General features: G+C 60.8%; 19 protein-coding genes, 1 pseudogene and 1 CRISPR repeat array. Of the genes and pseudogenes, 9 read left to right on the top strand and 11 right to left on the bottom strand.

Annotated elements, in window-relative coordinates; all coding sequences use genetic code 11:
• Window position 1: 1 nt before the first annotated feature.
• From B5F12_RS11820 to csn2, 5 genes and pseudogenes are all read left to right on the top strand, one after another.
• Window positions 2–706, top strand: a complete 705-nt coding sequence (locus B5F12_RS11820) for a sodium-dependent transporter (RefSeq protein ID WP_242954858.1) — start codon at window positions 2–4, stop codon at window positions 704–706.
• Between the two features lie 146 nt (window positions 707–852).
• Complete coding sequence (locus tag B5F12_RS01400) at window positions 853–2052, top strand: NADP-dependent isocitrate dehydrogenase (RefSeq protein ID WP_087229132.1); 1200 nt, start codon at window positions 853–855, stop codon at window positions 2050–2052.
• A gap of 358 nt (window positions 2053–2410) precedes the next feature.
• Window positions 2411–6445: a type II CRISPR RNA-guided endonuclease Cas9 gene (cas9, locus tag B5F12_RS01395; protein WP_087229129.1), complete on the top strand. Its 4035-nt coding sequence runs from the start codon at window positions 2411–2413 to the stop codon at window positions 6443–6445.
• Window positions 6442–6774 (top strand): hypothetical protein, encoded by a 333-nt coding sequence (locus B5F12_RS01390; RefSeq protein WP_087229126.1) that lies wholly within the window; start codon window positions 6442–6444, stop codon window positions 6772–6774. Before cas9 ends, B5F12_RS01390 begins: the two co-directional genes overlap by 4 nt.
• A gap of 125 nt (window positions 6775–6899) precedes the next feature.
• A pseudogene (gene csn2 / locus B5F12_RS01385) lies at window positions 6900–7463 on the top strand (type II-A CRISPR-associated protein Csn2); the annotation flags it as partial.
• A gap of 71 nt (window positions 7464–7534) precedes the next feature.
• A CRISPR array of direct repeats spans window positions 7535–8163; the repeat unit is 36 nt; unit sequence GTTTGAGAGTCGTGTTGTTTTAGATGGTAGTCAAAC.
• A gap of 41 nt (window positions 8164–8204) precedes the next feature.
• On the opposite strand, the gene B5F12_RS01380 reads toward csn2, so the two are convergent.
• The 11 genes from B5F12_RS01380 to pheS all read right to left on the bottom strand — a co-directional run bounded on the left by B5F12_RS01380 (window position 8205) and on the right by pheS (window position 22380).
• Window positions 8205–10739 (bottom strand): ATP-dependent Clp protease ATP-binding subunit, encoded by a 2535-nt coding sequence (locus B5F12_RS01380; protein ID WP_087229120.1) that lies wholly within the window; start codon window positions 10737–10739, stop codon window positions 8205–8207.
• 90 nt (window positions 10740–10829) lie between these two features.
• On the bottom strand, window positions 10830–11552 hold the full coding sequence (locus B5F12_RS01375; protein ID WP_087229118.1) for a CvpA family protein: 723 nt from the start codon (window positions 11550–11552) through the stop codon (window positions 10830–10832).
• 44 nt (window positions 11553–11596) lie between these two features.
• On the bottom strand, window positions 11597–12775 hold the full coding sequence (locus tag B5F12_RS01370; RefSeq protein WP_087229115.1) for a DUF5711 family protein: 1179 nt from the start codon (window positions 12773–12775) through the stop codon (window positions 11597–11599).
• A 48-nt stretch (window positions 12776–12823) separates the two neighbouring features.
• Window positions 12824–13579, bottom strand: coding sequence for a tRNA pseudouridine(38-40) synthase TruA (truA, locus tag B5F12_RS01365; RefSeq protein WP_087229112.1), 756 nt, complete (start codon window positions 13577–13579; stop codon window positions 12824–12826).
• A 30-nt stretch (window positions 13580–13609) separates the two neighbouring features.
• Window positions 13610–14416 carry an energy-coupling factor transporter transmembrane component T gene (locus tag B5F12_RS01360; protein ID WP_087229109.1) on the bottom strand — a complete coding sequence of 269 codons (807 nt, stop codon included), beginning with the start codon at window positions 14414–14416 and terminating at the stop codon, window positions 13610–13612.
• The gene (locus B5F12_RS01355; protein ID WP_087229106.1) at window positions 14413–15276 is read right to left on the bottom strand and encodes an energy-coupling factor transporter ATPase; all 864 of its coding nucleotides are present in this window, start codon (window positions 15274–15276) and stop codon (window positions 14413–14415) included. Before B5F12_RS01355 ends, B5F12_RS01360 begins: the two co-directional genes overlap by 4 nt.
• Before the next feature lie 15 nt (window positions 15277–15291).
• Complete coding sequence (locus B5F12_RS01350) at window positions 15292–16140, bottom strand: energy-coupling factor transporter ATPase (protein ID WP_087229103.1); 849 nt, start codon at window positions 16138–16140, stop codon at window positions 15292–15294.
• Window positions 16133–17020, bottom strand: a complete 888-nt coding sequence (locus B5F12_RS01345) for a class I SAM-dependent methyltransferase (protein ID WP_087229100.1) — start codon at window positions 17018–17020, stop codon at window positions 16133–16135. The genes B5F12_RS01350 and B5F12_RS01345 overlap by 8 nt, the downstream gene beginning before the upstream one ends.
• A 119-nt stretch (window positions 17021–17139) precedes the next feature.
• Window positions 17140–18504 (bottom strand): amidophosphoribosyltransferase, encoded by a 1365-nt coding sequence (gene purF / locus B5F12_RS01340; RefSeq protein ID WP_087229098.1) that lies wholly within the window; start codon window positions 18502–18504, stop codon window positions 17140–17142.
• A 133-nt stretch (window positions 18505–18637) separates the two neighbouring features.
• Window positions 18638–21334, bottom strand: coding sequence for a phenylalanine--tRNA ligase subunit beta (pheT, locus tag B5F12_RS01335; RefSeq protein WP_087229095.1), 2697 nt, complete (start codon window positions 21332–21334; stop codon window positions 18638–18640).
• A gap of 20 nt (window positions 21335–21354) precedes the next feature.
• A complete protein-coding gene (gene pheS, locus B5F12_RS01330) occupies window positions 21355–22380 on the bottom strand; it encodes a phenylalanine--tRNA ligase subunit alpha (protein ID WP_087229093.1) in 1026 nt (341 codons plus the stop codon).
• A gap of 423 nt (window positions 22381–22803) precedes the next feature.
• On the opposite strand from pheS, the gene B5F12_RS01325 reads away from it, so the two are divergent.
• The 4 genes from B5F12_RS01325 (at window position 22804) to B5F12_RS01310 (ending at window position 26159) form a co-directional block, all read left to right on the top strand.
• On the top strand, window positions 22804–23460 hold the full coding sequence (locus B5F12_RS01325; protein WP_143482298.1) for a hypothetical protein: 657 nt from the start codon (window positions 22804–22806) through the stop codon (window positions 23458–23460).
• Window positions 23402–24532 (top strand): alanine racemase, encoded by a 1131-nt coding sequence (gene alr, locus B5F12_RS01320; protein ID WP_087229087.1) that lies wholly within the window; start codon window positions 23402–23404, stop codon window positions 24530–24532. Before B5F12_RS01325 ends, alr begins: the two co-directional genes overlap by 59 nt.
• 169 nt (window positions 24533–24701) lie before the next feature.
• Window positions 24702–25067, top strand: a complete 366-nt coding sequence (locus B5F12_RS01315) for a type II toxin-antitoxin system PemK/MazF family toxin (protein ID WP_087229084.1) — start codon at window positions 24702–24704, stop codon at window positions 25065–25067.
• A 690-nt stretch (window positions 25068–25757) separates the two neighbouring features.
• Window positions 25758–26159 (top strand): ribonuclease III domain-containing protein, encoded by a 402-nt coding sequence (locus B5F12_RS01310; protein WP_087229081.1) that lies wholly within the window; start codon window positions 25758–25760, stop codon window positions 26157–26159.
• The last annotated feature ends 3 nt before the right edge of the window (window positions 26160–26162 follow it).

The raw sequence follows: 26162 nt of genomic DNA, 5'->3' as shown, positions 1-26162 counted from the left end.
CATGGGTCAGGCCTTCTTCACCCTGTCTCTGGGCATCGGCGCGCTGGCCATCTTCGGCAGCTACATCGGCAAAGAGCACACCCTGCCCGGCGAGGCCCTGCGGGTGGGCATTCTGGATACCTGCGTGGCCTTCACTGCTGGCCTCATCATTTTCCCCGCCTGCTCCGCCTTTGACGTGGCCGCCGACAGCGGGGCAAACCTCATCTTCATCACCCTGCCCAACGTGTTCAACTCCATGAGCGGGGGACGGCTGTGGGGCGCTCTGTTCTTCGTGTTCATGTCCTTTGCCGCCCTGTCCACCGTCATTGCCGTGTTTGAGAATATCGTCTGCTTCTACATGGATAAGTGGGGCTGGAGCCGGAAAAAGGCGGTGCTGGTGAATACCGTGGCCATTCTGTTGCTGTCCATGCCCTGCGTGCTGGGCTTCAACCTGTGGAGCGGCTTCCAGCCTCTGGGGGCTGGCACCTCCATCATGGATTTGGAGGACTTCCTGGTCAGCGACAACATTCTGCCTTTGGGCTCTCTGGTGTATCTGCTGTTCTGCGTTACCCGCAAGGGCTGGGGCTGGGACAACTTCCTGGCCGAGGCCAACACCGGTTCGGGCCTGCGCTTCCCCCGCAATGTGCGCTTCTATGTGACCTATCTACTGCCCATTATCATGTTCATCATCTTTGTCATGGGCTATTGGAACCGCTTCTTTACCTAACCAAAAGGGCCGGGACATCCCGGCCCTTTTTCTGTGCAAAAATGATGGCTCGCTAGTGTGCGAAAGTGCTTGAAATTTTGACGGCCCTGGGGTAAAATGAAAGCTACGAGTACACGCCCGAGGCAAGGGAAAAAGGAGCGATACCCATGAGTAAAATTCAGATGAAGACCCCCCTGGTGGAGATGGACGGGGACGAGATGACCCGCATTCTCTGGCAGCAGATCAAAGAGGAGCTGCTGGAGCCGTATATTGACCTGAAAACCGAGTATTACGACCTGGGCCTGCGCCACCGGGAGGAGACCGGGGACCAGGTGACGGTGGACGCCGCCGAGGCCACCAAGAAGTATGGCGTGGCGGTGAAGTGCGCCACCATCACCCCCAACGCCCAGCGGGTGGAGGAGTACAACCTCTCCCAGATGTGGAAGTCCCCCAACGGCACCATCCGTGCCATTCTGGACGGCACCGTGTTTCGTGCCCCCATCATGGTGGAGGGCATCAACCCGGTGGTGAAGAACTGGGCCAAGCCCATCACCATCGCCCGTCACGCCTTTGGTGACGTGTATAAGGCCACTGAGATGCGCCTGACTGGCCCCGGCAAGGCCGAGCTGGTGTTCACCGCCGCCGACGGCACCGAGCAGCGCCAGACCATCCAGGACTTCAAGGGGCGGGGCGTGGTGCAGGGCCAGTTCAACCTGGACCAGTCCATCACGTCCTTTGCCCACTCCTGCTTCCAGTACGCCCTGGATGTCAAGCAGGACCTGTGGTTCTCCACCAAGGACACCATCTCCAAGCAGTATGACCACACCTTCAAGGATATCTTCCACGATATCTTTGAGGCGGAGTATAAGGAGAAGTTTGAGCAGGCGGGCATCACCTACTTCTACACCCTCATTGACGACGCTGTGGCCCGTGTCATCCGCTCCAAGGGCGGCTTCATCTGGGCCTGCAAGAACTACGACGGCGATGTCATGAGCGACATGGTGTCCACCGCCTTCGGCTCTCTGGCCATGATGACCTCCGTGCTGGTGTCCCCCGAGGGCTACTATGAGTACGAGGCCGCCCACGGCACCGTCACTCAGCACTACTATCGCCACCTGAGAGGGGAGCAGGTGTCCACCAACCCCATGGCCACCATCTTCGCCTGGACGGGCGCCCTGGCCAAGCGGGGCGAGCTGGACAATCTGCCCGAGCTCACCGACTTTGCCCACCGCCTGGAGAAGGCCGCCATTGACACCATCGAGTCCGGCGTCATGACCGGCGACCTGGTGGGCCTGTGGGAGGGGAAAGCCCCCGCCCAGAAGGTCACCGGCCTGGAGTTTATGAAGGCCATTGCAGCGAAACTCTAATGTGATCCGTGGCACAGCAAATGTGCCGGATGCCGAATGAAAAAAGGATGCAGTCCGCCTAGGACTGCATCCTTTTTTTGAAACCTATGGAAATGGAAGAAGTTATATGGTATGATAGAAAAAATAACAGAAAAATATACGTAAAAAGTACAATATATTGTACTTTGACTGTGATAAAAAGAAAAAGAAGTCCACAAACGTGGACTTCTCGCTCACACACTGTGAGGCCAGTCGAGCTGGCGGGTTTGGCAAAGCCGTATTTGAACCTGTCGTGTTGTCATAGATGGTAGTCTAGACGCTTTGTAGTATAGTTCATTCACCTTCGGTTGTCAATCTTTTTAGAAAGAAGTGGGAGAAAATGAAGGAGCAGTATTATGTAGGCCTGGATATTGGCACCGAGTCGGTGGGGTGGGCCGTCACCGACACCCAGTATCAGATCAAGAAAGTACACGGGAAAGCCTTATGGGGAGTGCGGCTGTTTGATGAGGCGCAGAGTGCCCGGGACCGGCGAGGCTTTCGGGTGGCCCGGCGGCGTATCCAGCGGCGGCGTCAGCGTCTGGATTGGCTGCAAGAGCAGTTTGCCCAGGCGGTGGGAGAGGTGGACCCGGGCTTTTTCCAGCGCATGGAGGAGAGCCGATTCTGGGAGGAGGATAAGCGGGGGGAGGTACCTCTGGGGAAATATACCCTGTTTGGGGACAAGTCCTTTACGGATTGGGACTACCACCATACCTATCCCACCATCTACCACCTGAGAAAAGAATTGATCTTGTCCCAGCAGCCCCATGATGTGCGCCTGGTCTACCTGGCCATCCATCATATTCTGAAAAATCGAGGCCATTTTCTCTATGGAGATATGTCTCTGGACGCCATCTCCCTGGACAAGGGGGTGGAACGGCTCAATGGGGCTTTGGAGCGGGAAGAGGCGGATCCTCTGTCTACCCAGCGTTTGGGAGAGGTGCGGGAGATCCTTCTGGATCACAAAATACGTAAGACTGCCAAGAAGGCAAAACTGCTGGAGCTATTCGGGTTGAGCAAAGAGAAAACCACAACCACCTCTGTGGTGGAGTTATTGACGGGCAGCAAGGTGAGTTTATCCGCGCTATATGGGGAGGAGGTGTCCTCGGAGGAACTCCAGAAATTGAGTTTGGAAGATGACTTTGATGGGGTAGAGGGCCCTTTGCTGGCCGCTGTGGGTGATCGCATCGAACTGGTGTTGGCCGCCAAAGAGGTGTATGACTGGGCATTGCTAGAAAAGATGCGGGATGGGGAGCAATACCTCTCGTTTGCCAAGGTAAAAGTCTACGAAAACCACCGGCACCAGCTGGAGCAGCTGAAAGAGGTGGTGAAACGGTACGGCGGAGAGGACTGCTGCCGTGAGATGTTCCATGGGACCAGAGAGGGGAACTACCCCTCGTATGTGGGGAAGGACTGCAAGAGCAGTCGGTGCGATTACGATACCTTCTGCAAGTATGTGTTAGGCAAGATGAAGGGGTGGAAGGACGCCGACGAGACCACCAAGGAGATCTATGCCCGGTTGGAGCGGCGGGACTTTCTGCGCAAACCCACCAGCAAGGACAATGGGGTGATTCCCCATCAGCTTCATCAGATGGAGCTGGAGAAGATTTTGGCCAATGCCCAGGGATATCTGCCTTTTTTGTCCCAGCGAGATGAAAGCGGCCTGACGGTGGCCGAGCGCATTGTGCGTATGTTTGCCTTCCGCATTCCCTACTATGTGGGCCCCCTGCAATCCGGCGGCCCTCACAGCTGGGTGGTGCGCAGCGGGGAGAAGATTTATCCCTGGAACTTTGACCAGGTGGTGGATCTGGAACAGTGCAGGGAACACTTTATTACCCGCATGACCGCCAAGTGCACCTACATTGGGGAGGATGTGCTGCCCAAGGACTCTCTGCTGTATAGCCGCTTTATGGTGCTCAACGAGCTGAATAACCTGCGTATCAACGGAAAACCCATTTCGGTGAAGCTGAAACAGGACATCTATACCAATTTGTTTGGGAAAGGGCGGAAGGTGACCCAGGCGGGGGTGAAAAAATACCTCATGGTCCACCATGGTATGACCCAAGAGGACACCATCAGTGGCCTGGCCGGCGATTTCCAAGCGACTTTAGCCCCCTGGCGGCAATTTGGCTGGTTGCTGAGCCGTGACGGCGGAGCGGAGATGGTGGAAGAGATCATCCGCTATAAAGTGTTGTTTGGGGAGGATAAGAAGCTGCTGCGGGGCTGGCTGGACAAGACATATGGGGAGAAACTCACCCCCCAGGAACAAAAGCAGGTGTTGGGTGTGAAATGCTCCGGTTGGGGCAGGTTGTCCCGACAATTTCTCACCCAGCTGTTCCATGTGGACCAGAACACCGGGGAGGCGTTCTCCATCATGGATCTGCTGTGGAACAGCAATGAAAATTTGATGCAGCTGCTCAGCGGGCGGTATACCTTTGCCCAGCAGGTGGAGGAGTACCGCAAGCGCAAGCAGGCGGAACACAGCCAGACCTTGAAGGAGTATCTGGCGGAGTGTTACGCCTCTCCCGGCATCAAGCGGGGCATTTACCAGACCATGGCCATTGTGCGGGGGATCGCCAAAATCATGGGTGGCCCACCCGCCCGGGTGTTTGTGGAGATGGCCCGGGGGGAGGAGAAGGACAAAAAGGGGAAGGTACCCAAGTCGCGAAAGGCGCAGTTGGTGGAACTGTATCAGAAGTGCGGAGAGGAGAGCAGTCCGCTCTTTGAGCAGCTGCAAGGGGAGCCGGAGGGAAATTTACGCCGGGACAAGCTGTATCTGTACTACACCCAGATGGGAAGGTGTATGTACAGCGGGGATGTGATCTCCATCGCGGAGCTGGACTCTCGCTATGACATCGACCACATCTACCCCCAGAGCAAGACCAAGGATGACAGCCTGGAAAACCGGGTGCTGGTGCGCCGGGAGCTCAACAGCAAGAAGGGAGATACCTATCCCATCAGCGGTGAGATACGGGAGCATATGCGGGCCTTTTGGACCATGCTCAAGGGGAAGGGATTGATCAGCGAGAAAAAGTATCAGCGGCTGACACGTGCCACCGGATTTGACGCGCAAGAGCTGTCCGGCTTCATTGCCCGCCAACTGGTGGAGACCCGGCAGTCCAGTAAAATTGTGGCCCAGCTGTTGGAGCAGACCTTTGGGGCGTCCACCGAGGTGGTGTATGTCAAGGCGGGGAACGTCGCCCAGTTCCGCCAGGATCAGCGGATCACCCCGGACGGACAGTCCATCCAGGCGGGGGAATGCAAGGGAAAAGCCTATCCCCAGGATCCCTTGTTTGTCAAGTGCCGGGAGGTCAACGACTTCCACCACGCCAAGGATGCCTACCTCAACATTGTGGTGGGCAACGTCTACCATGTGAAATTTACCTGCAGCCCTGCCAATTTCCTGCGGGAGAAGGACAACCGGTATAGCCTCAACCGAATGTTTGACTTTGACGTTCAACGGGGAGGAGAGGTGGCCTGGAAGGCGGGGGAGAGCATCCAAACGGTGCGCCGCACGATGGCCAAGAACAATATCCTCTTTACCAGAAGAGCCTCCACTGTGGGCGGCGGTCTGTTTGACCAAATGATTGTCAAGCAGGGAAAGGGACAGGCCAGCATCAAGTCCTCCGACCCCAGACTGACGGTGGAAAGATACGGCGGTTACAACAAGCTGACGGGGGCATATTTCTGTCTGGTAGAGCACACAGACAAGAAAAAGCGAGTGCGATCTCTGGAGACGGTTTTGCTCATGTATCAGAAACAGTATGAACAAGACCCCGTGGGGTACTGCACGGATATTTTGAAGCTGCATGAACCACGCATCCTGGTTCCGTGCATCAAGATCAACGCCCTGGTGTCCTTTGACGGGTTCCGTATGCACATCTCCGGCCGAACAGGCAGTCAAATTATCTATAAGAATGCCAATCAACTGGTCATTGAGCCCACATGGCAGCAGTACATCAAAGGCATTGTCAAATATCTGGAGCGGTGCAAAGTGGCGGGGCGGGAGCTGGAGCTGACCCGCTTTGATGGGATCACCCCGCAACAGAGCGTGCAGCTGTATGCACTGCTGTTGTCCAAATTGGAAAATCCACGCTATGGAGTGAAGTATGAGACGGCAGCCAACACGTTCCGGGAGCAACAAGAGAAATTTTCTACCCTCTCTCAGGCGGACCAGTGCCGCATTCTGATGCAAATGCTCAATCTGTTTGCCAACAACGCCGCCAGCGCAGACCTCAAGCTGCTCAACGGAAAGGCGGGTATTGGCATCGTATTGACTTCCAAGAACCTGAAAAATTATGAGGGACACCGGTTTTTGCTGCACCATCAGTCTGTCACTGGCTTCTATGAGCAGACCGTGGATCTGCTGCGCGTATGAGCTGGCGGGTGGTGGTGGTGTCCAGCAATGCCAAGGTGGACTATAAGTTGGAGTATCTGGTGGTGCGTACGGTGGACGAGGTCAAACGAGTCCACCTCAGCGAGGTGGGTGTGCTCATGCTGGAGAGCACCGCCATCTCCCTGACCACGTATCTTCTCTGTGAACTGGTGCGGCGTAAAATCATGGAGCGTGTGCGGGACAATAAGCCACCCCAGGGGCTGATCCAAATGCTCACCGTCACCGAGCGCCAGTTTGCCAAAATGGAACTGGTGCTGGGCGAGTACCGCACCGAGATCATTGACGATGAGAGAAGGCTGGTGATTTTATGAAGCTGATGCACCCTTTGCTGTCCCGCCCGTTGGAATTGGGACGGAACCGGGTCCCGGTGCTGGCAGTGGAGTCTCCCCAGCTCTTTCGTCAATGGGTGTTGGATTGATCCGGTCAGAGCCAAGGGGAGGAGGGAAACTGGGTGCTCTCTTGCCAGGATGAGGTGTTGGACTGCGGCCAGCACCTGCTGGTGGTCAGCGACCTTCTCCACCTCTCCCTGGAGGACCGGAAGCTGCACCATCGCTTTCAGACACTGGTACACTCTCTGATGTGGGAGGAACTGGAGGTGGAAAGTACACATCTCCAGCAGAGCATTCAGGGCTATCTGGCCCGTTTGGCGTCCCAAATTCCGGTTCCCGTGGAGTATGGAGAGGGGGATGCCGTGTGGCCCCTGCTCAAAGGGTTGAAATTTCAGCCGGTGCTGGATGGTGTGTCTCCGCTGGAGCGCTTGACCCAATACCTGGAGCTGTACCATCAACTGATGCCCCGGCCCTGTGTTCTGTTGGTGGGGATGCACCTGTACTTTTCCCGGCAGGAGCTGGAGCAGCCTTACCAGATGGCCCTTTATGAGAAGTGGAATGTCCTGGTGTTGGAACCACACCAGTGCCCTCCACAGCCCCAGGAGCAGTGGTGCATCATAGATCACGATGGCTGCGAATTAAGGGTTGATTCCCCGGGAGAAATCCCGTAAAATAGAATTGGTCAAGAGAAAACCATCTAAAACAACACAGCGCAATGTCGTGGCGTACACTCTCATTTGAGGTTTGAGAGTCATGTTGTTTTAGATGGTAGTCAAACCAGGGGACTCATCGGCGAAATCATCGGCAGGTTTGAGAGTCGTGTTGTTTTAGATGGTAGTCAAACCTGGAGTTGATCTCCACGACAAAGGACTTCGTTTGAGAGTCGTGTTGTTTTAGATGGTAGTCAAACCGGTCCAGCACTGCCAGAGGCGTGCCATCGTTTGAGAGTCGTGTTGTTTTAGATGGTAGTCAAACGAAGTGCCACGGTCAACAATGACCCACGCAGTTTGAGAGTCGTGTTGTTTTAGATGGTAGTCAAACAAGAGCCTGTAAACGCCGCCCCGCTGACGGGTTTGAGAGTCGTGTTGTTTTAGATGGTAGTCAAACCAGATAGTACAGCCGTTTGTGTCTCGGTCAGTTTGAGAGTCGTGTTGTTTTAGATGGTAGTCAAACACCACCCCCACTTGCCACGGGGGGAAAAGGGTTTGAGAGTCGTGTTGTTTTAGATGGTAGTCAAACATGGCTCAGCCCCTGCATAGAGTGAGCCCGGTTTGAGAGTCGTGTTGTTTTAGATGGTAGTCAAACGGGTGACGGTCTCCCCGTCTATGTCCTCCAGTTTGAGAGTCGTGTTGTCTTAGATGCAAGGGGAAAAAACCTGCGTGCAGCCTTTTCGCTGCACGCAGGTTTTCACTTTATTGGAACGTAGGTGTCAGCACCAGCTTACCCTCCACACACTTGACGTCCAGGGCCACAATGGGCTGGTCGTAGTGGTCGATGAGCAGGGTGGCGATGGCGTCCTCCAAATCCTTCTGAATCTGGCGGCGCAGGTTGCGGGCGCCGTAGACGGGGGAGAAGGAGGTGTCCACCAGGTAGTCCAGCACGCTCTGGTCATAGGTGAAGGTGATGCCCTTGTTGCGCAGCACCTGGCTGAGCTCGCCCAGCATGATCTTGGCGATCTCCTGGAAGTTCTCCTGAGAGAGCTGGTTGAAGCAGATGATCTCGTCCACCCGGTTGATGAACTCGGGGCGCAGGAAGGACTCCAGGCCCTTCATAGCCTTATCCTTAGCCAGTTGGGTGGGGGAGCGGTCGAAGCCCAGAGAGCCGCCCTTGACGTTGCTGCCGGCATTGGAGGTCATGACGATGACGGTGTTCTCGAAGTTGACCACCTTGCCGTGGGCGTCCGAGATGTGGCCGTCGTCCAGAATTTGCAGCAGCACGTTGAGCACGTCGGGGTGGGCCTTCTCGATCTCGTCAAAGAGGATGACCGAGTAGGGCTTGCGGCGGATCTTCTCGGTGAGCTGTCCGGCGTCGTCATAGCCCACATAGCCCGGGGGAGAGCCGATGATACGGCTGACGGCGTGCTTTTCCATAAACTCGGACATGTCCAGACGGATGAGGGACTCGGGGGAGTCGAACAGGTCGGCGGCCAGCTGTTTCACCAGCTCGGTCTTGCCCACACCCGTGGAGCCCACGAAGATGAAGGACACGGGCTTGCGCTTGGCGGAGATGCCCACACGGCCCCGGCGGATGGCCCGGGCCACGGCGGACACCGCCTCGTCCTGGCCCACAATGTGGGTCTTCAGGCGGTCCTCCAGATGGGCCAGACGCTCAAATTCCTGCTCCTGGATTTGGCTGGCGGGAATTTTGGTCCACAGCTCCACCACACGGGCCAGGTGGGCCACGGTGAGCATGGGGTCGCCTTTGGCTTTCAGCTCCTCCAGCTGGGCATTCAGCTGGGCCTGACGGCTCTTGAGCTCGGCCAGACGGCGGTAGGCCTTCTGGTTGCACTCCTCCTGGAGCTGCTCTTTCTGGGCGGTCACCTGGGACAGCTTGCTCTCCAGGTCCTGGAGCTGGCTCCGGCGCTCCTCCTGGCGGGTCTGGAAGGCGGGGTCCTCCCGGTTGGGGGCCTCGTTGTCGTCCCGGCTGATGGCCATTTCCAGGCTGTCCCGCTGCCGCTGGAGCTTCTGCTCCTGCTGCTGCAGATCTTGGATTTGGGGATTGTCGGCCCCGGTGGCGGCCAGCACCACGTCCACCTCTTTGGCGTAGTCGGCCAGCTCCTTCTCGATCTCTGCCATGCGGGCCAGGTCCTTGTTGTGGAGGTTGACCTCCGAGGCGGCCTCGTCGATGAGGTCGATAGCCTTGTCGGGGAGGTAGCGGTCGGTGATGTACCGCTCACTCATGGACACCGCCAGACGGCAGATGTCCGGGGTGATGACCACGTGGTGGTAGCCCTCATAGTAGGGGGCGATGCCCTGGAGGATTTGGGTGGCCTCCTCCATGGAGGGCTCCTCCACCATCACAGGCTGGAAGCGGCGCTCCAGGGCGGTGTCCTTTTCGATATACTTGCGGTACTCGGTGAGGGTAGTGGCGCCGATGACCTGAATCTCACCCCGGGACAGGGCGGGCTTGAGGATGTTGGCGGCGTTCATGGAGCCCTCGGCGTCGCCGGCACCCACGATGGAGTGCACCTCGTCGATGACCAGGATAATGTTGCCCAGCTTGCGGATCTCCTCAATGAGGCCCTTCATACGGCTCTCAAACTGGCCCCGGAACTGGGTGCCTGCCACCAGAGCGGTGAGGTCCAGCAGGTACACCTCTTTGTCCAGCAGTTTATAGGGCACCTGGCGGTCCTGGATTTTCTGGGCCAGGCCCTCGGCAATAGCGGTTTTACCCACGCCGGGCTCGCCGATGAGACAGGGGTTATTCTTTTGGCGGCGGTTGAGAATCTGAATGGTGCGCTGAATCTCATTGTCCCGTCCCACGATGCGGTCCAGCTTGCCCTCCTGGGCCTTGCGGGTCAGGGAGATGCAGTAGTTTTCCAGAAACTTGCGCTTGGGAGGCTTGGGCGGGCCAGAGGGCTTTTCCTCTTTGCCGCCCCGGGGGCCGGAGCCCTCCTGGGGGGGCTGCGCCCCGAAGAGCTTACTGAGGAAGGGGAAGGTGGCGGTGCGCCCCTCGTCCTCCTCCTCGTCGGGGTTCTCCGGGCGGTCCTGGGCCAGCTGCTCCAGACCCTCGACGCCGCCGAAGGCGGACATCATCTCATGGGAGAGAGAGTCCAGGTCCTCGTCGGAGATGCCCATTTTCTGCATCATGTCGTCCACAGGCTTGAGCCCCAGTTCCCGGGCGCATTTCAGGCAGAGGCCTTCGTTTTTGGTCTCGCCGTTTTCAATTTTCGTGATGAAGATCACTGCCACGTTCTTGTGGCAGCGAGTACAAAGTGTCGGCTGCATGGTTAAACTCCTTTCGGAAGGTATCCTTTTTGGGGTACCCTACCAGAAGAATGTGAACTAGGCATGAAGAATCTGAAATTTCCCTGAAAATCACAGGAGAAGCCGATCCAACAGAGCGCCCAGTCCCTTGGGGGTGAACAGGGAGAGGACCGGGGTGGTGGGGTTGGCGGGGATGATCTCCGCCAGCTGGCCCAGCCACACCAGCACAAAGACGATGAGCACCGCCTTCAAAAGCCCTGCCAACAGTCCGCCCACGGTGTTCACCGTGGCCAGGATGGGCAGGTGGAAGGCCAGGTCCAGAATGTGGCTGAGCAAAAACCAGATCAGGAGAATGAGCAGGAAGGACAGGGCGAACAGGGTGGCCTTGGCCACCAGGTTGGCCAGGTAGTCCGCCAGCGCGCTGGCTACCGTGGTCCCGCCCTCACTGGGGATGGACGCTTCGTTCTTGGCCTGGTCCAGGAAGTAGGAGAAGCCGGCGAACAGGCCCTGCTCCTTCATGGACTCCAGCAGCTGGTCCAGGGTGTAGTCGGGCTCCGCCTGCTCGGCGATGTTGCCGGGAATGCTCAGACTGGGGTCACCGGAGTCGGTCTCCTCCCCCTGGGGCTCGGCCCCACGGATGGCCTGGTAGATGGCAGGCTCCATAATGTGAGCCACAGGGCCGTGGAACTGGGTGGAGATGAACTGTGCCCCGAAGAAGGCCACAAACAGGCCCAGCAGTCCGCACAGAGTGAGGATGAGGCCCTTTTTGGCGCCACGCCAGGCGAAGAAAGCCAAGATAACGACAATGGCGGCATCGAAAATATAAGCGGTCATGGAATCCTCCTTAACTATACGCCCTCAGGGGCAATCTCATTCGTTTAAGGCACGTAGAAGCTGGCACTGTCTGCGGAGATGAGAACGGCGGAGCCGTCCTCCATGAGCAGCACCTGACGGGCGCCCTGGGTGCTGTCCAGGGTGGCGTACAGCTCCAGGTCCTTGGTGTAGATGTTCAGCTGCTTGCCTGTGAGCACGGCGATATACCGCCCGGCAGCGGACAGGGAGAGCACCTGCTGGTCGATCTCCAGGCTCTTGTGGGAGCCGTCGGAGGAGACCACCCACAGCTCGCCCTGGCTGCCTGCCCGGTACTTGGCCAGCAGAGCCACGGCGAAGCCGTCCCCGGCCAGGGAGTAGCGCTTGAGGTGCATGTCGTTGAAGTCGATGACGGCGTTGTTGCCCTCGTGGTCGGTGAGGGTCAGGTTCTGGTCGGAGATGGACCAGACCTGGGAGACGGTGTGGCGGGTCTCCAGCACCACCGAGGAGCCCAGATCACTGGTGAGGTTGGGCTCAAAGTTCCCCGAGTCCGTGGTGTTCAGGGTGTACAGGGAGAGGGTGGAGTCAAACACGCCGTCGGTTTGCCCCACGTTGAGGATGGACAGGGTCTGTCCGTCGTCGGACAGAGCGGCGTCCATGACATAGGCGGAGGAGAGGTTGACGCTCATCATGGGCTCGTAGTCGGTGCTGTACACCGTCACGGAACCCTTGTAGCCGCTGGTCTGGCTGACCACGGTGAGCTGTCCGTTTTGGTTGAGGTGGGCGGAGAGGATGGAGGTCAGGTCGGTGGCCGACCAGATCACCTCCCGCTGGCCCAGCACGTACAGGGAGGAACCCCCGGCGTCATAGATCACAGCCAGAGAGCCGTTGGTGTCCACCACGGGGTTGTCCATGTCCACGGACAGGTCCACATACTGGGTGCCGCTGCCGGAGTACAGGGAGATGGAGGTGGAGGAGCACACCAGCAGGTCTCCGTCCAGCACGGCGAAGGTGTCGTCCAGGCTGCCGTCGTGGGGGAAGGAGTCGGCCTGGCCGCTGTCGTTGAGTACCAGGGAGCGGTAGTGGAGCCACCGCTTGAAGTTGTCCAGGGACAGCCGGTCCCGGAACACCACCACGGCCACCGCCCCCAGGACCACCAGGACGGCCAGGAGAAAGAGCAGAACCCGCACCAAAAACTTGGGCTTTTTGGGCTGGGTGTTGGATTGGTTGTTCTTTGTGTCTTCCATAATCGTATACCTCAAAAGGCGGCGGCGCACACAGGCGCCGGAGTATCGTCACAGTACGTCCTCGTCATACCACAGGTTGGTCATATACAGCCCGTCCGGCGGGGCGGTGGGCCCGGCCAAGGTGCGGTTGCGGGAGGAGAGAATGTCCGGGATATCCTCGGGGGCCAGCTTGCCCTCGGCGGCATAGATGCAGGTGCCCACCATGGCCCGGACCATGTTGTACAAAAAGCCGTCGGCGCACACCCGACAGTCGATGATCTGTCCCTTGCGCTCAATGTCGAAGTAGTGGACGGTGCGCACGGTGGTGCGGGTCTCGGTGCCCACTGAGCGCACGGCGGCAAAGTCGTGGGTGCCCACAAACTGGGCGGCAGCCGCCGCCATAATGGACTCGTCCAGATGGCGGGGGTAGAACCACACCCGGTTGACGTAGAAGGGGTCCCGGATGCGGGAGTTGTAGATGCGGTAGGTGTATTCTTTTTTCAGACAGGAGCCGATGGCGTTGAAGTCATCGGGCACCAGGGTGGCCTTGGACACCACAATGTCGTCGGGCAGGCGGGTATTCACCGCCAGAGGCAGCCGCTCCAGGGGGATGGCGGAGGTGGTGCGGAAATTGGCCACGTAGGTGCGGGCGTGGACCCCGGCGTCGGTGCGGCCCGCCCCGGTGACTTTCACCGGGTGATTGACCACAAAGGACAGGGCCTTTTCCAGAGTCTCCGCCACGGAGACGGCGTTTTTCTGCACCTGCCAGCCGTGGTAGGCGGTGCCGGTATAGCTCAGGCGCAGGGCAATGTTACGGGATTGCATAGGAACACCTCATAGATAAGATGGGGGCGCTCACAGACTCACGTGGGCCAGCAGGCCCACCGCCACGGCCACCACCACCAGGCCCAGGAGAAACAGCCAGTCAGCGGGGCGCAGGTGCAGCTCCCGCATCCGGGTGCGGCCCGTCCCGCCGCAGTAGCAGCGGCACTCCATGGCGGTGGCCAGCTCGTCCGCCCGGCGAAAGGCGGAGATGAACAGGGGCACCAGCAGGGGAATGAGGGCCTTGGCCTTGCGGATGAGGCCGCCGGAGTCGAAGTCGGCCCCTCGGGCCCGCTGGGCGGACATGATCTTGTCCGTCTCCTCAATGAGGGTGGGGATGAAGCGCAGGGCGATGGACATAATCATGGCCAGCTCGTGCACCGGCACCTTCACCTTTTTCAGAGGGGAGAGCAGGCTCTCCAGACCGTCGGTGAGGGCCAGGGGGGAGGTGGTGTAGGTGAGCAGGAAGGTGGCACAGATGAGCATGAGAATGCGTACCACCATGAAAAAGGCGTGTAAAATGCCCTCATAGGTGATGGTGAAAACCCAGAAGGACACCAGAGGGGTGCCGGGGGTATAGAACATGTTCAAGACAGCGGTGAAGATCAGCAGGAAAATCACCGGCTTCATGCCCCCCAGCAGGGTTTTGGCCCGGATGTGGGCCACAGCGCAGCCCCACACCAGCAGGGCCAGCATGATGCCGTAGGTGACAAACCAGTTGGCCAGAAACAGGGCCACCACATACACCAGAAGCCCCGCCAGCTTGATGCGGGGGTCTACCCGGTGGAGAAAGGAGTTGCCGGGGAAAAATTGCCCCAGGGTAATGTCCTTGAGGTTCATGCCTGCGCCCCCTTTCGGGCCAGCAGGATGGCGTCCCGAGCCTGTTCCACGGTGTACACCGAGGCGGGCACCTCATAGCCCATGTCCCGCAGCCGGGCGAACACCCGGGTCATCTCGGGCACGCCCAGGCCCATCCGCTCCAGTTCGGCCCCGTGGGAGAACACCTCTTGGGGGGTGCCGGAGTAGGGAATGGTGCCGTCCCGGAACACCACCAGCCGCTGGGCCTCCCGGGCCACCTCATTCATGGAGTGGGACACCAGAATGATGGCGGCCTTTTTCTCCCGGTGATAGGCCCGGATGTTGCCCAGAATCTGAGCGGCTCCGGCGGGGTCCAGCCCGGCGGTGGGCTCGTCCAGAATGAGCACCTTGGGCTCCATGGCGATGACTCCCGCAATGGCCACCCGGCGCTTTTGGCCGCCGGACAGGTCAAAGGGGGACTTCTCCAGAGTGTGGTCGGACAGGCCCACAAAGCAAGCGGCCTGCCGCACCCGGCGGTCCACCTCGGCCTGGTCCAGCCCCATGTTGGTGGGGCCGAAGGCGATATCCCGGTACACCGTCTCCTCAAAGAGCTGGTACTCGGGATATTGGAACACCAGGCCCACCTGGAAGCGCACCTGACGGGTGCGCTCCTTGGAGCCCCAGATGTCCTCCCCTTCAAAGAGTACCTGTCCCGAGGTGGGACGGAGCAGCCCGTTGAGGTGCTGCATCAGGGTGGACTTGCCCGAGCCGGTGCGGCCAATGACCGCCAGATATTCCCCCGGGGCCACGGTCAGGTCCACGTTTTGCAGGGCCACGTGCTCAAAGGGGGTGCCTTGACTATAGATATGGGTGAGTTGTCTGAGTTCAATGATAGGCGTCATAGATACGGGCCTCTCTTATCGGGGTAGAATGTGGGCCAGTGCCTGGGCGCAGTCCTCGCAGGTGAGGACGTCCAGGGGCACGTCCAGCCCGGCTTGGCGCAGCTCATAGAGCAGGGACACGGAGTCGGGCACTTCCAGCCCCAGGCGGCGCAGGCCCACCACATTCTGAAAGACCTGGGCGGGGGGGCCGTCCATGACCACATGGCCATTGTCCATGACCACCAGCCGCTGGGCCCGGGCCGCTTCGTCCATGTGGTGGGTGATGAGCACCACCGTCATACCCAGCTCCCGCTGGAGACGGCACACGGTGTCCAGCACTTCCCGGCGTCCCACCGGGTCCAGCATGGCGGTGGGCTCGTCCAGCACAATGCACCGGGGGCGCATGGCCAGCACGCCAGCGATGGCCACCCGCTGCTTCTGGCCGCCGGAGAGCAGATGGGGAGCGTGGCGGGCATATTCCGTCATGCCCACCGCCTCCAGGGCCTCGTCCACCCGGCGGCGAATTTCCGCCGAGGGCACCCCCAGGTTCTCCGGGGCGAAAGCCACGTCCTCCTCCACCACACTGGCCACAATCTGGTTGTCTGGGTTTTGGAACACCATGCCCACGGTGCGCCGGATGTCCAGCAGCTTGTCCTCGTCGGTGGTGTCCATGCCGTCCACGTACACCTTTCCGCTAGTGGGCAGGAGGATGGCGTTGAGGTGCTTGGCAAAGGTGGACTTGCCCGAGCCGTTGTGGCCCAGAATGGCCACGAAGGTCCCAGCCTCAATGTCCAGGTCCACATGGTCCAGCACCGTGGGGGCTACTCCCTCGGCGGTGGTGTAGCGAAAGGTCAGGCCTCTGGCCTGGATGATGGGATTAGCCATGGTAGACATGCTCCACGGAAGATGCCACCCAGCGCCCGGTGGCACCGCAGGGGAGCGCCAGCCCGGTCTGGGTTACCGGCAGGCCCAGCTCGTCGGACACGGTGCGCCCGCCGAATTTGCCGCCGATGACGGTCTGCAAAATATAAGTCAGCACCGACGGGGCCAGGCCCGTGGTGTAGGAATTGAGAATCACAAAGAGAGGGTCATCGCTGAGGACGTTGGACACCAGCTCCACAAAGGGGTACAGGTTCTCCTCCAGCTTCCACACCTCACCGGAGGGGCCCCGGCCATAGGAGGGGGGGTCCATGATGATGGCATCGTAGCGGCGGCCCCGGCGGATCTCCCGCTCCACAAACTTGGCGCAGTCGTCAATGATCCAGCGGATGGGCTTGTCCTCCAGACCCGAGGACTTGGCGTTCTCCCGGGCCCACTGCACCATGCCACGGGCGGCGTCCACGTGGCACACGCTGGCCCCGGCCGCGGCGCAGGCCACCGTGGCCCCGCCGGTGTAGGCAAACAGGTTCAGCACCGAAATGGGGCGGCCCGCCCGGCGGATGAGGTCCTGGGCAAAGTCCCAGTTGGCCGCCTGCTCGGGGAACACGCCGGTATGTTTAAAGTTCATCAGGCCCACGTTCAGGGTCAGTTCTTTATAGTGAATCTGCCACCGCTCGGGCACCTGCTTGGAGGCCCACTGGCCGCCACCGGTGTGGGAGCGGGAATAGCGGGCGTGGGCCGTCTTCCAGCCCTTGTTCTGGCGGGGGGTATTCCAAATGGCCTGGGGGTCCGGGCGCACCAGCAGGTGAGAGCCCCAACGCTCCAGTTTTTCTCCACGGCCGCAGTCCAGCAGCTCATAATCTTTCCAATTTTTGGCCAACCACATGAGCACATTCTCCTCATTATATAATCAACGTATTATACTACACAGGTGGGAATTAGTCAAACCCGTGGGGGACGAAAAAACACCCCACGGAAGGGGGAACATTCCGTGGGGTGAGGGGGTTATACTTCGATGGGATAGGACCCGGTAAAGCACCCGTCGCAGAACCCGCAGTCGGCCTGGGGTGCGATCTGGTGCAGGGCCTCCAGAGACAAGAAGTGGAGGGAATCGGCCCCAATCATCTCCCGCATCTCCTCCTGGGTGTAGTTACAGGCGATGAGGGCGTCCCGGTCGGGGATGTCGGTTCCGAAGTAGCAGGGGGCAATGAAGGGCGGGGCGGAGGAGTACATGTGTACTTCCGTGGCCCCCGCCTCCCGGAGCAGGGAGACAATCTGCTTGGAGGTGGTGCCCCGGACGATGGAGTCGTCCACCATCACCACCCGCTTGCCTGCCACACAGCTGGCCAGAGCGCCCAGCTTGATGCGCACCGCCTGCTCCCGGCTCTCCTGGCCGGGGGTGATGAAGGTGCGGCCAATGTAGCGGTTTTTCACCAGGCCCACCCCGTAGGGGATGCCGGACTCCTCGGCAAAGCCCATGGCGGCGTCCAAGCCGGAGTCGGGCACTCCGATGACCACATCCGCTTCCACGGGGAACTCCCGGGCCAGCAGCCGTCCGGCGTTGCGCCGGGCCAGGTGCACCGATTGGCCGCACAGCACCGAGTCGGGGCGGGCGAAGTAGATATACTCGAAGATGCACATATGGCTGGAGGAGCCCTGACAGTTCTCCCGGATGGAGCGCACCTGGGTGCCCTCCACCACTACGATTTCGCCGGGGTCCAGCTCCCGCTCGAACTGGGCGCCCACGGCGTGGAGGGCACAGCTCTCCGAGGCGAAGATCACCGCATCCCCCCGGCGGCCCATGCACAGGGGGCGGAAGCCCCAGGGGTCCCGGACGGCGATGAGTTTCTGGGGGGACATGACCAGCAGGGAGAAGGCGCCCCGCAGGCCCTTCACCGCCCGGCACACCGCCTCCTCGGCGGAGGCGCAGCGCAGCCGCTCCTGGGCGATGGCGTAGGCGATGAGCTCGGAGTCGGTGGTGGTCTGGAAGATGGCGCCCCGGTACTCAAAGAAGGTGCGCAGCTCGGCGGTGTTCACCAGGTTGCCGTTGTGAGCCACCGCCAGGGTGCCCTTGACGTACTTGAGGGTCAGGGGCTGGGCGTTTTCCCGCTGCCCGCCGCCGGTGGTGGCGTAGCGCACATGGCCCACGGCCATGGTGCCATTGAGACGGTCCAGCACGTCGGGGTGGAACACGTCTCCCACCAGGCCCACATCCTTGTGGAAGGAGAGCACACGCTGGTTGATGGTGGCGATGCCACAGGCCTCCTGCCCCCGGTGCTGGAGGGCGTACAGGCCGTAATAGGTGGTGCGGGCACAGTCCCCGTGGGGGTCGCTGATGCCGAACAATCCGCATTCCTCGTGAATGGACATAGTCATTCCTCCTGGGAAAAAATCAAATGGGCGCTGTGACCACAATGGCCACAGCGCCCTTGCTGTCGTCATACACCCATTATAGCGGAGTAGACAGGAGCTTGTCAATCTGCGAATTGCCGAAAAATGGCTCTTAGCGCAAGGTGGCGCCCAGCTCAGAGGCCAGAGCGGCCAGAATGTGCTGCACCTCGGTCTCCGCCTCCTCGCCGGTGAGGGAGCGGTCGTCGGCCCGGAGGGTGAGGTTGAAGGCCACGGACTTCTTGCCGTCCTCCACGCCCTTGCCCCGGTAGATGTCGAAGAGGGTCACCTGCTTCAGCAGGCCGTGGGCGGCGTTCTGGATGCAGGCCTCCAGGGCGCCCACGGTGACGGCCTCGTCACACACCACAGCGATGTCACGGGTGACGGCGGGGAACTTGGGCAGGGGAGTGTACACAGGGTCAGCGCCCTTGGCCAGAGCCAGCTCGTCCAGGGCCAGCTGCGCGCAGTACAGCTCGCCGTCCACCCCGTAGTTCTGAGCCACCAGGGGGTGAATCTGGCCGAAGAAGCCCACGCAGTCAGAGCCCACCCACACCTCGGCATAGCGGCCGGGGTGGTAGGACACCAGCTCGGTGAAGCCGGAGCCGGTGCGGAAGGTGACGTCGCTGGCCCGCAGGTCCTTCAAAATGGCCTCAATGCACCCCTTCATGGTGTAGAAGTCCATGTCGGAGCCATAGGCGCCCAGGGTGAGGGTCTTGGACTCCACCGCCAGGCCATCCTCGCCGCCGGGGGCGTAGGTGCGGCCCACCTCGTACAGGCGCACGTTCTGGTTGCGGTAGTTGTAGTTGCGGGTGAGAATCTCCAGCATGGAGGGGAGGGTGGTGGTGCGCATGATGGAGGTGTCCTCGCCCAGGGGGTTTAAGATCTTCAGGGAGTTACGGCCCAGGTAGTCCGTGGGCCAGTTGATCTTGTCGTAGCAGGTGGGGGAGATGAAGGAGTAGGTGATGATCTCATCATAGCCCATGGTGCGGCACATGGCCCCCAGCTGACGCTCCAGCAGCTCCTCATCGGAGTAGCCGCCCAGGGTGGTCTGGCCCCGCATGAGGGTGCAGGGGATGTTGTTGTAGCCGTAGAACCGGGCCACTTCCTCGGCAAAGTCTGCCATGCCGATGACATCGCCACGCCAGGAGGGAACGGTGACCTGGTTGCCTTCTACCTGGAAGTCCAGGCTGCGGAGGATGCGCACCATCTCCTCCTCGGCCACGTCGGTGCCCAGCAGGGCGTTGATGCGGTCGGGCTCCAGGGTGAGCACCCGGGGTTGGGGCACGTAGTTGAGGATGTCGATGATGCCATCCACCACGTCACCGGCGCCCAGCAGTTCCACCAGCTCACAGGCCCGCTGCACGGCGGGGAGGGTGTTCATGGGGTCCAGGCCCTTCTCAAACTTGGCGCTGGCCTCGGTGCGCATACCCAGGGCCAGAGCGCCCTTGCGGATGGTGGCGCCGTCAAAGCAGGCGGACTCGAACACCACGTCCACGGTGTCGTCCACGATCTCGCTGTTCTCGCCGCCCATGATGCCAGCCAGGCCCACGGCCCGGGTCTCGTCGGCGATGACCAGGTGGTTGGCATTGAGGGTGTGGCTCTTGCCGTCCAGGGTGGTCAGCTCCTCGCCCTCCTGGGCACGGCGGACGATGATCTTGCCGCCGTGGACATAGCGGTAGTCAAAGGCGTGCATGGGCTGGCCATACTCCAGCATCACATAGTTGGTGATGTCCACGATGTTGTTGATGGGGCGCACACCCATGGAGCGCAGCCGCTCCCGCATCCACTTAGGGGAGGGGCCGATCTTCACGTTGCGCACCATCCGGGCGGTGTACCGGGGCACCAGATCGGCGGCGGGGGTCTCCACATCCAGCAGCTCCATGAGGTTGCCCTCGGCTCCGCCCTTCACCACGGGCTCGTGGAGGGTGAGAGGTGCGCCAAAGGTGGCGGACACCTCCCGGGCCAGGCCGATGACGGACAGGCAGTCGGGGCGGTTGGGAGTGATCTCAAACTCCACCACGTGGTCGTCGGCGTTGATGATGGGCTTGATGTCGTCGCCGGGCTTGCAGTCCTCCCGGAGCACGAAAATGCCGTCGGGGATGCAGTGGGGGAACTCTGCCTGCTGGGCATGGAGGTCCGCCAGGGTGCAGATGGCGTCGGTCTTGGTATTGTAGGCCACCAGATCCCCCTCGTGGAGGTTGGGGCAGATGGTGTCGGGAGCGGCGGTGCCGTCACCGGTATCCAGGCAGGTGTGGAAGGTGCCGTCGGGCTGGGAGGTGCACTCCAGGACCTTGGCGGCCACCACGGGGCCGTAGATCTTGTCGCCGGGCTTGATATCGGCGGAGATGGAGGGCTTGGCGGGGTCCAGGGGCTTGTAGTCCCCCAGAATGGCGGCGGGGGTGATGGCGGCGTAGGGGAAGTCCCGCTCGTCCAGGCCCAGCTCCAGCAGGCCGCACATCATGCCGTTGGACAACACGCCACGCAGCTTACCCTTCTCAATCTTCTTGCCACCGGGCAGGGTGGACTTGTGCAGGGCCACAGGCACCAGGTCGCCGGGATGGACGTTCCAGGCGCCGGTGACGATCTGCACCGGCTCGGCCTGGCCGGCGTCGATCTGGCAGACCCACATGTGGTCGGAGTCGGGGTGGCGCTCCATGGACAGGATGCGGCCCACCACCACGTTGGAGATCTCAGCGCCCAGGTCGTGGGTCAGCTCTACCTTGGATCCGGACAGGGTCATGGCCTCGGCAAAATCATGGTCATTGGCGTCTACGGTGACAAATTCACGCAGCCAGTTTCTGCTTAAATTCATGGTAATGTTCCCCTCTTTCCTTAAAACTGCTCCAGGAAGCGCACGTCGTTTTCAAAAATCAGGCGCAGGTCGGCGATCTTGAACCGACGCATGGCGGTACGCTCCAGGCCGATGCCGAAGGCCCAGCCGGAGTACTCGTTGGGGTCGATGCCGCTCATCTCCAGCACCCGGGGGTGAATCATACCAGCGCCCAGCAGCTCAATCCAGCCCTCTCCCTTACAGGTGGGGCAGCCCACGCCGCCGCACTTGTGGCACTGCACGTCCATCTCGCAGGAGGGCTCGGTGAAGGGGAAGTGGTGGGGACGGAACCGGGTCTTGGTGCCCTTGCCGTAGAGCTTCTCCACCACGGTGTTCAGGGTGCCCTTCAGGTCGGCCATGGTGACGTTCTTGTCGATGACCATGCCCTCCACCTGGTGGAACATGGGGGAGTGGGTGGCGTCCACCTCGTCCTTGCGGTACACACGGCCGGGGGCGATGATGCGGATGGGCAGCTCCATGGTGTCCATGGCCCGCACCTGCATGGGGGAGGTCTGGGAGCGGAGCATCACCCGGCTGTCCTCGTCAAAGTAGAAGGTGTCGGACCAGTCCCGGGAGGGGTGGTTCTCCTCGGCGTTGAGGCGGTCGAAGTTCAGCTCGGCCAGCTCCACCTCGGGGCCGTCCAGCACGGTGAAGCCCATGCCGATGAAGATCTCCTTGATCTCGTCCAGGGCGATATACATGGGGTGACGGTGGCCCACCTTCACGGGCTTGCCGGGGATGGTCACGTCCAGAGCCTCGTCCTTGAGCCGCTGCTCCAGGGCCTGGGCCTCCAGCTTCTTGCCCTGGGTCTCCAGAGCGGCCTCCAGGTCTGCGCGCACCTGGTTGGCCAGCTGGCCCATGACGGGGCGCTCCTCGGCGGAGAGCTTGCCCATCTGCTTGAGCACGCCGGTGAGCTCGCCCTTCTTGCCCAGGTACTGCACCCGCAGGGCGTCCAGAGCTGCCAGGCTGTCGGCGGCCTCGAAGGCGGCAAGGGCCTGCACACGAATGTCGTTTAATTGCTGCTTCATCTATTCTCTTCCTTTCGGGTAAAATATAACATGAAAAAAGCCTTTCCTCCCTACAAACAGGGACGAAAGGCCAGCCTTCCGCGGTACCACCCGCATTTGTGCGCCATGCGCGCACACTCTCTTTGCCCCATAACGGAGGGCACACCGTCCTGCTCTCACAGGCCGCTCCCGGGCGAACCAAGCGACACACACCAAGGCGGCTTTCAGCCGGTGACCGCCTCTCTCTGAGATATGCCAGCACGCTATTTTCCCGTTCTTCGCATTTGCACTAAAAACTTTTATATCACAATATAGGTTGAAAAGCAAGAGGGAAAACTTTATAATGGGGCGTGCACGATCTGACATACCCCCATCTCGGCTTCATATATATGGAGACAGGGGCGGCGGTTTCCGCCCCTCAAGTACGGGAAAGGGGGGAGCGCATTGCGCAGAGAATTGGCCTGCGGAGCGCTGATAATGACGGTGCTGCTCACAGGCTGCTCCAAGCAGGACCAGCAGGCGCAGCAGCAGGGCGTGCTGCTGCGGGGCCAGTACCAGACCATGAGCGGCTGGTCGGGCACCTTCCGGGTCAGCGCCCATTTAGGCCAGCAGCTCTATGAGTTCACCTTGGAGGGAACGGCCCAGCAGGAGGGAGAGACGGTGCTCACTGTGGTGGAGCCGGAGTGGATGGCAGGAGTCACCGCCCGGATGACCGATGAGGAGGCTGTCTTGGAGTATGACGGAGCGGGGATGACCTTGGGCACCCTCAACGGGGACGGCCTGAGCCCCATTGCCGCCATACCGGAGATGCTGGACCAGGTGGCCCAGGGCTACATAGCCCAGTGCAGCTGGGCGCAGGAGGGGGAGAACACCTTCCTGGAGCTAACCTGCCGGGACCCGGAGCAGGAGCAGGGAGCGGGCACGGAGTACACCATGTGGTTTGCCCCGGACACCTTTGCCCTTCGCATGGCGGAGGTACAGGTGGAAGGAGTTACCGTGCTCACCGTGACAAGTGATGATTTTACCATGGAGATGAACGAGGATGAATCAACAGACCATGCGGACCTGGACGGAGATCCGTCTGGACAATCTGGAGCATAATTACCATGTACTGCGGGCCTGCGCCCCCCAGAGTAAGTTTCTGGGCGTGGTGAAGGCCAATGCCTACGGACACGGGGCGGAGGAAGTGGCCCACAAATTGCAGCAGCTGGGGGCGGACTATCTGGCCGTGGCCTGCCTCAACGAGGCCACCGAGCTGCGCCAGTCGGGCATTACCATGCCCATTCTCATCCTGGGGGCCACCCCGGCGGAGTTTGCCCCCCAGGTGGTGGAGCACGACCTGACTCAGGCGGTGTTTACCCCCGAGCTGGCCCAGGCCCTGTCCCAGGCCGCTGTGGCCCAGGGCAAGCGGGCCAAAATCCACGTCAAGCTGGACACCGGCATGAGCCGTCTGGGCATTCTGGCCCATGACCCGGCCCAGGCTGCCCAGGACGTGGACGCCCTGTGCGCCCTGGAGGGGCTGGAGGCGGAGGGCATTTTCACCCACTTTGCCAACGCCGACGGGGACGAGGGGTACACCATGGAGCAGTTCACCCGCTTCCTGGACACCCTGGATTTGCTGAAAAATACCTATGGCCGCACCTTCCAGCTGCGCCACTGCGCGGCCAGTGCCGCCGTGCTCAACTTCCCCTGTACCCACCTGGATATGGTGCGCCCGGGCATTGCCCTGTACGGCTACCTGCCCGACCCCTCCTGCCAGGGGCTGGATGCCGGGGAGCTGTGGCCGGTGATGACCTTGAAGACCCGGGTGGCGGCGGTGCGGGAGCTGCCGGGGGACACCCCGGTGAGCTACGGCTGCACCCAGCACATGCCCGCCTCCGGCGGCCGGGTGGCGGTGCTGCCGGTGGGCTATGCCGACGGCCTGCACCGGGTGTTGTCCGGCCAGGGCACCGTGCTGGTGGGCGGCCAGGAGCGGCCCATTGTGGGCCGGGTGTGCATGGACATGTGCATGGTGGCCCTTCAGGAGGGGGACCAGGTGCAGCCGGGGGACGAGGTGGAGCTGTTCGGCGCCCACCACTCCCTGGAGGATATGGCCCAGCTGGCGGGGACTATCCCCTATGAGCTGCTGTGCGCCGTCTCCCCCCGGGTGCCCAGATTGTACCGGGGCGCATAAGATAACACGGGGGGTCGCCCCCGAGGGAGCGGCGAGAGATGGAGCGGCACCCGGTGGCGAAGGAATCCTGTTCCACCGGTATAAGATCCGCCCCACCGTGGGAGAATGATAGTACCCGGCAGGCATGGCAAGGACCGGGCACTATAAATCCGGCGGAGTGTGAAATCCTGTGGACAACAGTGTCAAACGCGGCGATATTTATTACGCCGACCTCAGTCCGGTGGTGGGCAGCGAACAAGGGGGCGTTCGCCCTGTCCTGATCGTGCAAAACGACACCGGAAACAAACACAGCCCCACTGTCATTGCAGCGGCCATCACCTCTCAGACGGGGAAGGCCCGACTGCCCACCCATATCACCCTGGCAGCCCACAGCTATGGCCTGCCCAAGGACTCCATCGTGCTGTTGGAGCAGATTCGTACCCTGGACAAACGGCGGCTACGGGAACATATGGGCCGGGTGGACGAACAAGTGATGAAAAAGGTGGATGGGGCCATTGCCGTGAGCTTCGGCCTGTCCAACCAACAACTGGTTTGATGCGGCGGCCTGCCTGGTTCCTCCGGGCAGGCCGTTTCAGCGTGTCGAAACAATTCGACACGCTTCTCAAAAATGCCAGCATTTTTGAGAGGAGTTGCAGCCCGCTGCATGCATAATCGGGTCAAAGGGCGACCCGATTCCACACTGGCGGGCTGAGAAGTGTTTTTTTTTCGATGCACATGTCCCCGAAAAAAACAGATTTCAATTTATTTTCCCGCCCTCGGGCTGGAAAACTCTGCCGAGGGCTTTTTGGATGATGCAAGAAACCATATCCTTCTTGTGTGCACATGAGCTTTTTTGGCAGACTGCCCCTGTGTGAGGCCGATTTTGGGGTTTACAAAAGGTTCACAATGGGTTCCCAAATTGTCTATCATTCGACATGGGGGTTCTGGTATCATAGGCCATGTCAGGAAGAGATGTCCAGGCAGAGCTGAGACCTCCCCTGACAGCGACGAACGAACAACCGGGGCTGCTCTGGCAGCAGTCGGAGCCCCCCGGACAAACAACTCCAGAGACACCCTCTCTGTTTAGCCTGTCGGAACGGCCAAGCCTTTCCTGACAGGCTTTTTTTGTGCCGGGAGAAGGGGGAAAACGGAAAACACTTGCCAAGTTCGCCTGGACGGGGTAGACTATGGAGAGATGCCGAATGTCCGGGGACGCCCGGGCCAACCTAGAGAATGGAGAAATCGTATGGATTACTTTCACCTGTCAGTGGGACAGGATGTCCTCCACCCCATGAGCAGCCTGGCGCTGGCCCATCTGGGGGATGGAGTGTATGAGCTCATGGTGCGCACCTGGCTGTGCCTGAAGGGCAAGGCCACCAACAAGGGGCTGCACCGTGCGGCGGTGACCTATGTCTCCGCCCCCGCCCAGGCCAAGCGGGTCAAGCTGATTTTGCCCATCCTCACCGAGGAGGAGCAGGACGTGTACCGCCGGGCCCGCAACAGCCACACCGCCGCCATCCCCAAGGGGGCCAGCGTGGGAGAGTACCACGCCGCCACCGGGCTGGAGGCCCTGTTCGGCTGGCTGTACTTGCAGGGCCGTCTGGACCGGCTCAATGAGCTGTTTGAACGGATGATGACGGAGGAATGAGCC

This window comes from Pseudoflavonifractor sp. An176 (assembly GCF_002160435.1).
GTDB classification, from domain to species: domain Bacteria; phylum Bacillota; class Clostridia; order Oscillospirales; family Oscillospiraceae; genus Enterenecus; species Enterenecus faecium.
Note: the sequence above shows the minus strand (reverse complement) of the source record. Positions and strands in the feature narration are given on the sequence as shown.

What these genes read in the sequence shown, in the direction of transcription:
- B5F12_RS01370 (WP_087229115.1), bottom strand. Translation starts at nt 12,775, where the DNA reads ATGGAAGACACAAAGAACAACCAATCCAACACCCAGCCCAAAAAGCCC.
- B5F12_RS01390 (WP_087229126.1), top strand. Translation starts at nt 6,442, where the DNA reads ATGAGCTGGCGGGTGGTGGTGGTGTCCAGCAATGCCAAGGTGGACTAT.
- B5F12_RS01375 (WP_087229118.1), bottom strand. Translation starts at nt 11,552, where the DNA reads ATGACCGCTTATATTTTCGATGCCGCCATTGTCGTTATCTTGGCTTTC.
- B5F12_RS01350 (WP_087229103.1), bottom strand. Translation starts at nt 16,140, where the DNA reads ATGGCTAATCCCATCATCCAGGCCAGAGGCCTGACCTTTCGCTACACC.
- B5F12_RS01400 (WP_087229132.1), top strand. Translation starts at nt 853, where the DNA reads ATGAGTAAAATTCAGATGAAGACCCCCCTGGTGGAGATGGACGGGGAC.
- pheS (WP_087229093.1), bottom strand. Translation starts at nt 22,380, where the DNA reads ATGAAGCAGCAATTAAACGACATTCGTGTGCAGGCCCTTGCCGCCTTC.
- B5F12_RS01345 (WP_087229100.1), bottom strand. Translation starts at nt 17,020, where the DNA reads ATGTGGTTGGCCAAAAATTGGAAAGATTATGAGCTGCTGGACTGCGGC.
- alr (WP_087229087.1), top strand. Translation starts at nt 23,402, where the DNA reads ATGAATCAACAGACCATGCGGACCTGGACGGAGATCCGTCTGGACAAT.
- purF (WP_087229098.1), bottom strand. Translation starts at nt 18,504, where the DNA reads ATGTCCATTCACGAGGAATGCGGATTGTTCGGCATCAGCGACCCCCAC.
- pheT (WP_087229095.1), bottom strand. Translation starts at nt 21,334, where the DNA reads ATGAATTTAAGCAGAAACTGGCTGCGTGAATTTGTCACCGTAGACGCC.
- B5F12_RS01360 (WP_087229109.1), bottom strand. Translation starts at nt 14,416, where the DNA reads ATGAACCTCAAGGACATTACCCTGGGGCAATTTTTCCCCGGCAACTCC.
- truA (WP_087229112.1), bottom strand. Translation starts at nt 13,579, where the DNA reads ATGCAATCCCGTAACATTGCCCTGCGCCTGAGCTATACCGGCACCGCC.
- B5F12_RS01355 (WP_087229106.1), bottom strand. Translation starts at nt 15,276, where the DNA reads ATGACGCCTATCATTGAACTCAGACAACTCACCCATATCTATAGTCAA.
- B5F12_RS01380 (WP_087229120.1), bottom strand. Translation starts at nt 10,739, where the DNA reads ATGCAGCCGACACTTTGTACTCGCTGCCACAAGAACGTGGCAGTGATC.
- B5F12_RS11820 (WP_242954858.1), top strand. Translation starts at nt 2, where the DNA reads ATGGGTCAGGCCTTCTTCACCCTGTCTCTGGGCATCGGCGCGCTGGCC.
- B5F12_RS01310 (WP_087229081.1), top strand. Translation starts at nt 25,758, where the DNA reads ATGGATTACTTTCACCTGTCAGTGGGACAGGATGTCCTCCACCCCATG.
- cas9 (WP_087229129.1), top strand. Translation starts at nt 2,411, where the DNA reads ATGAAGGAGCAGTATTATGTAGGCCTGGATATTGGCACCGAGTCGGTG.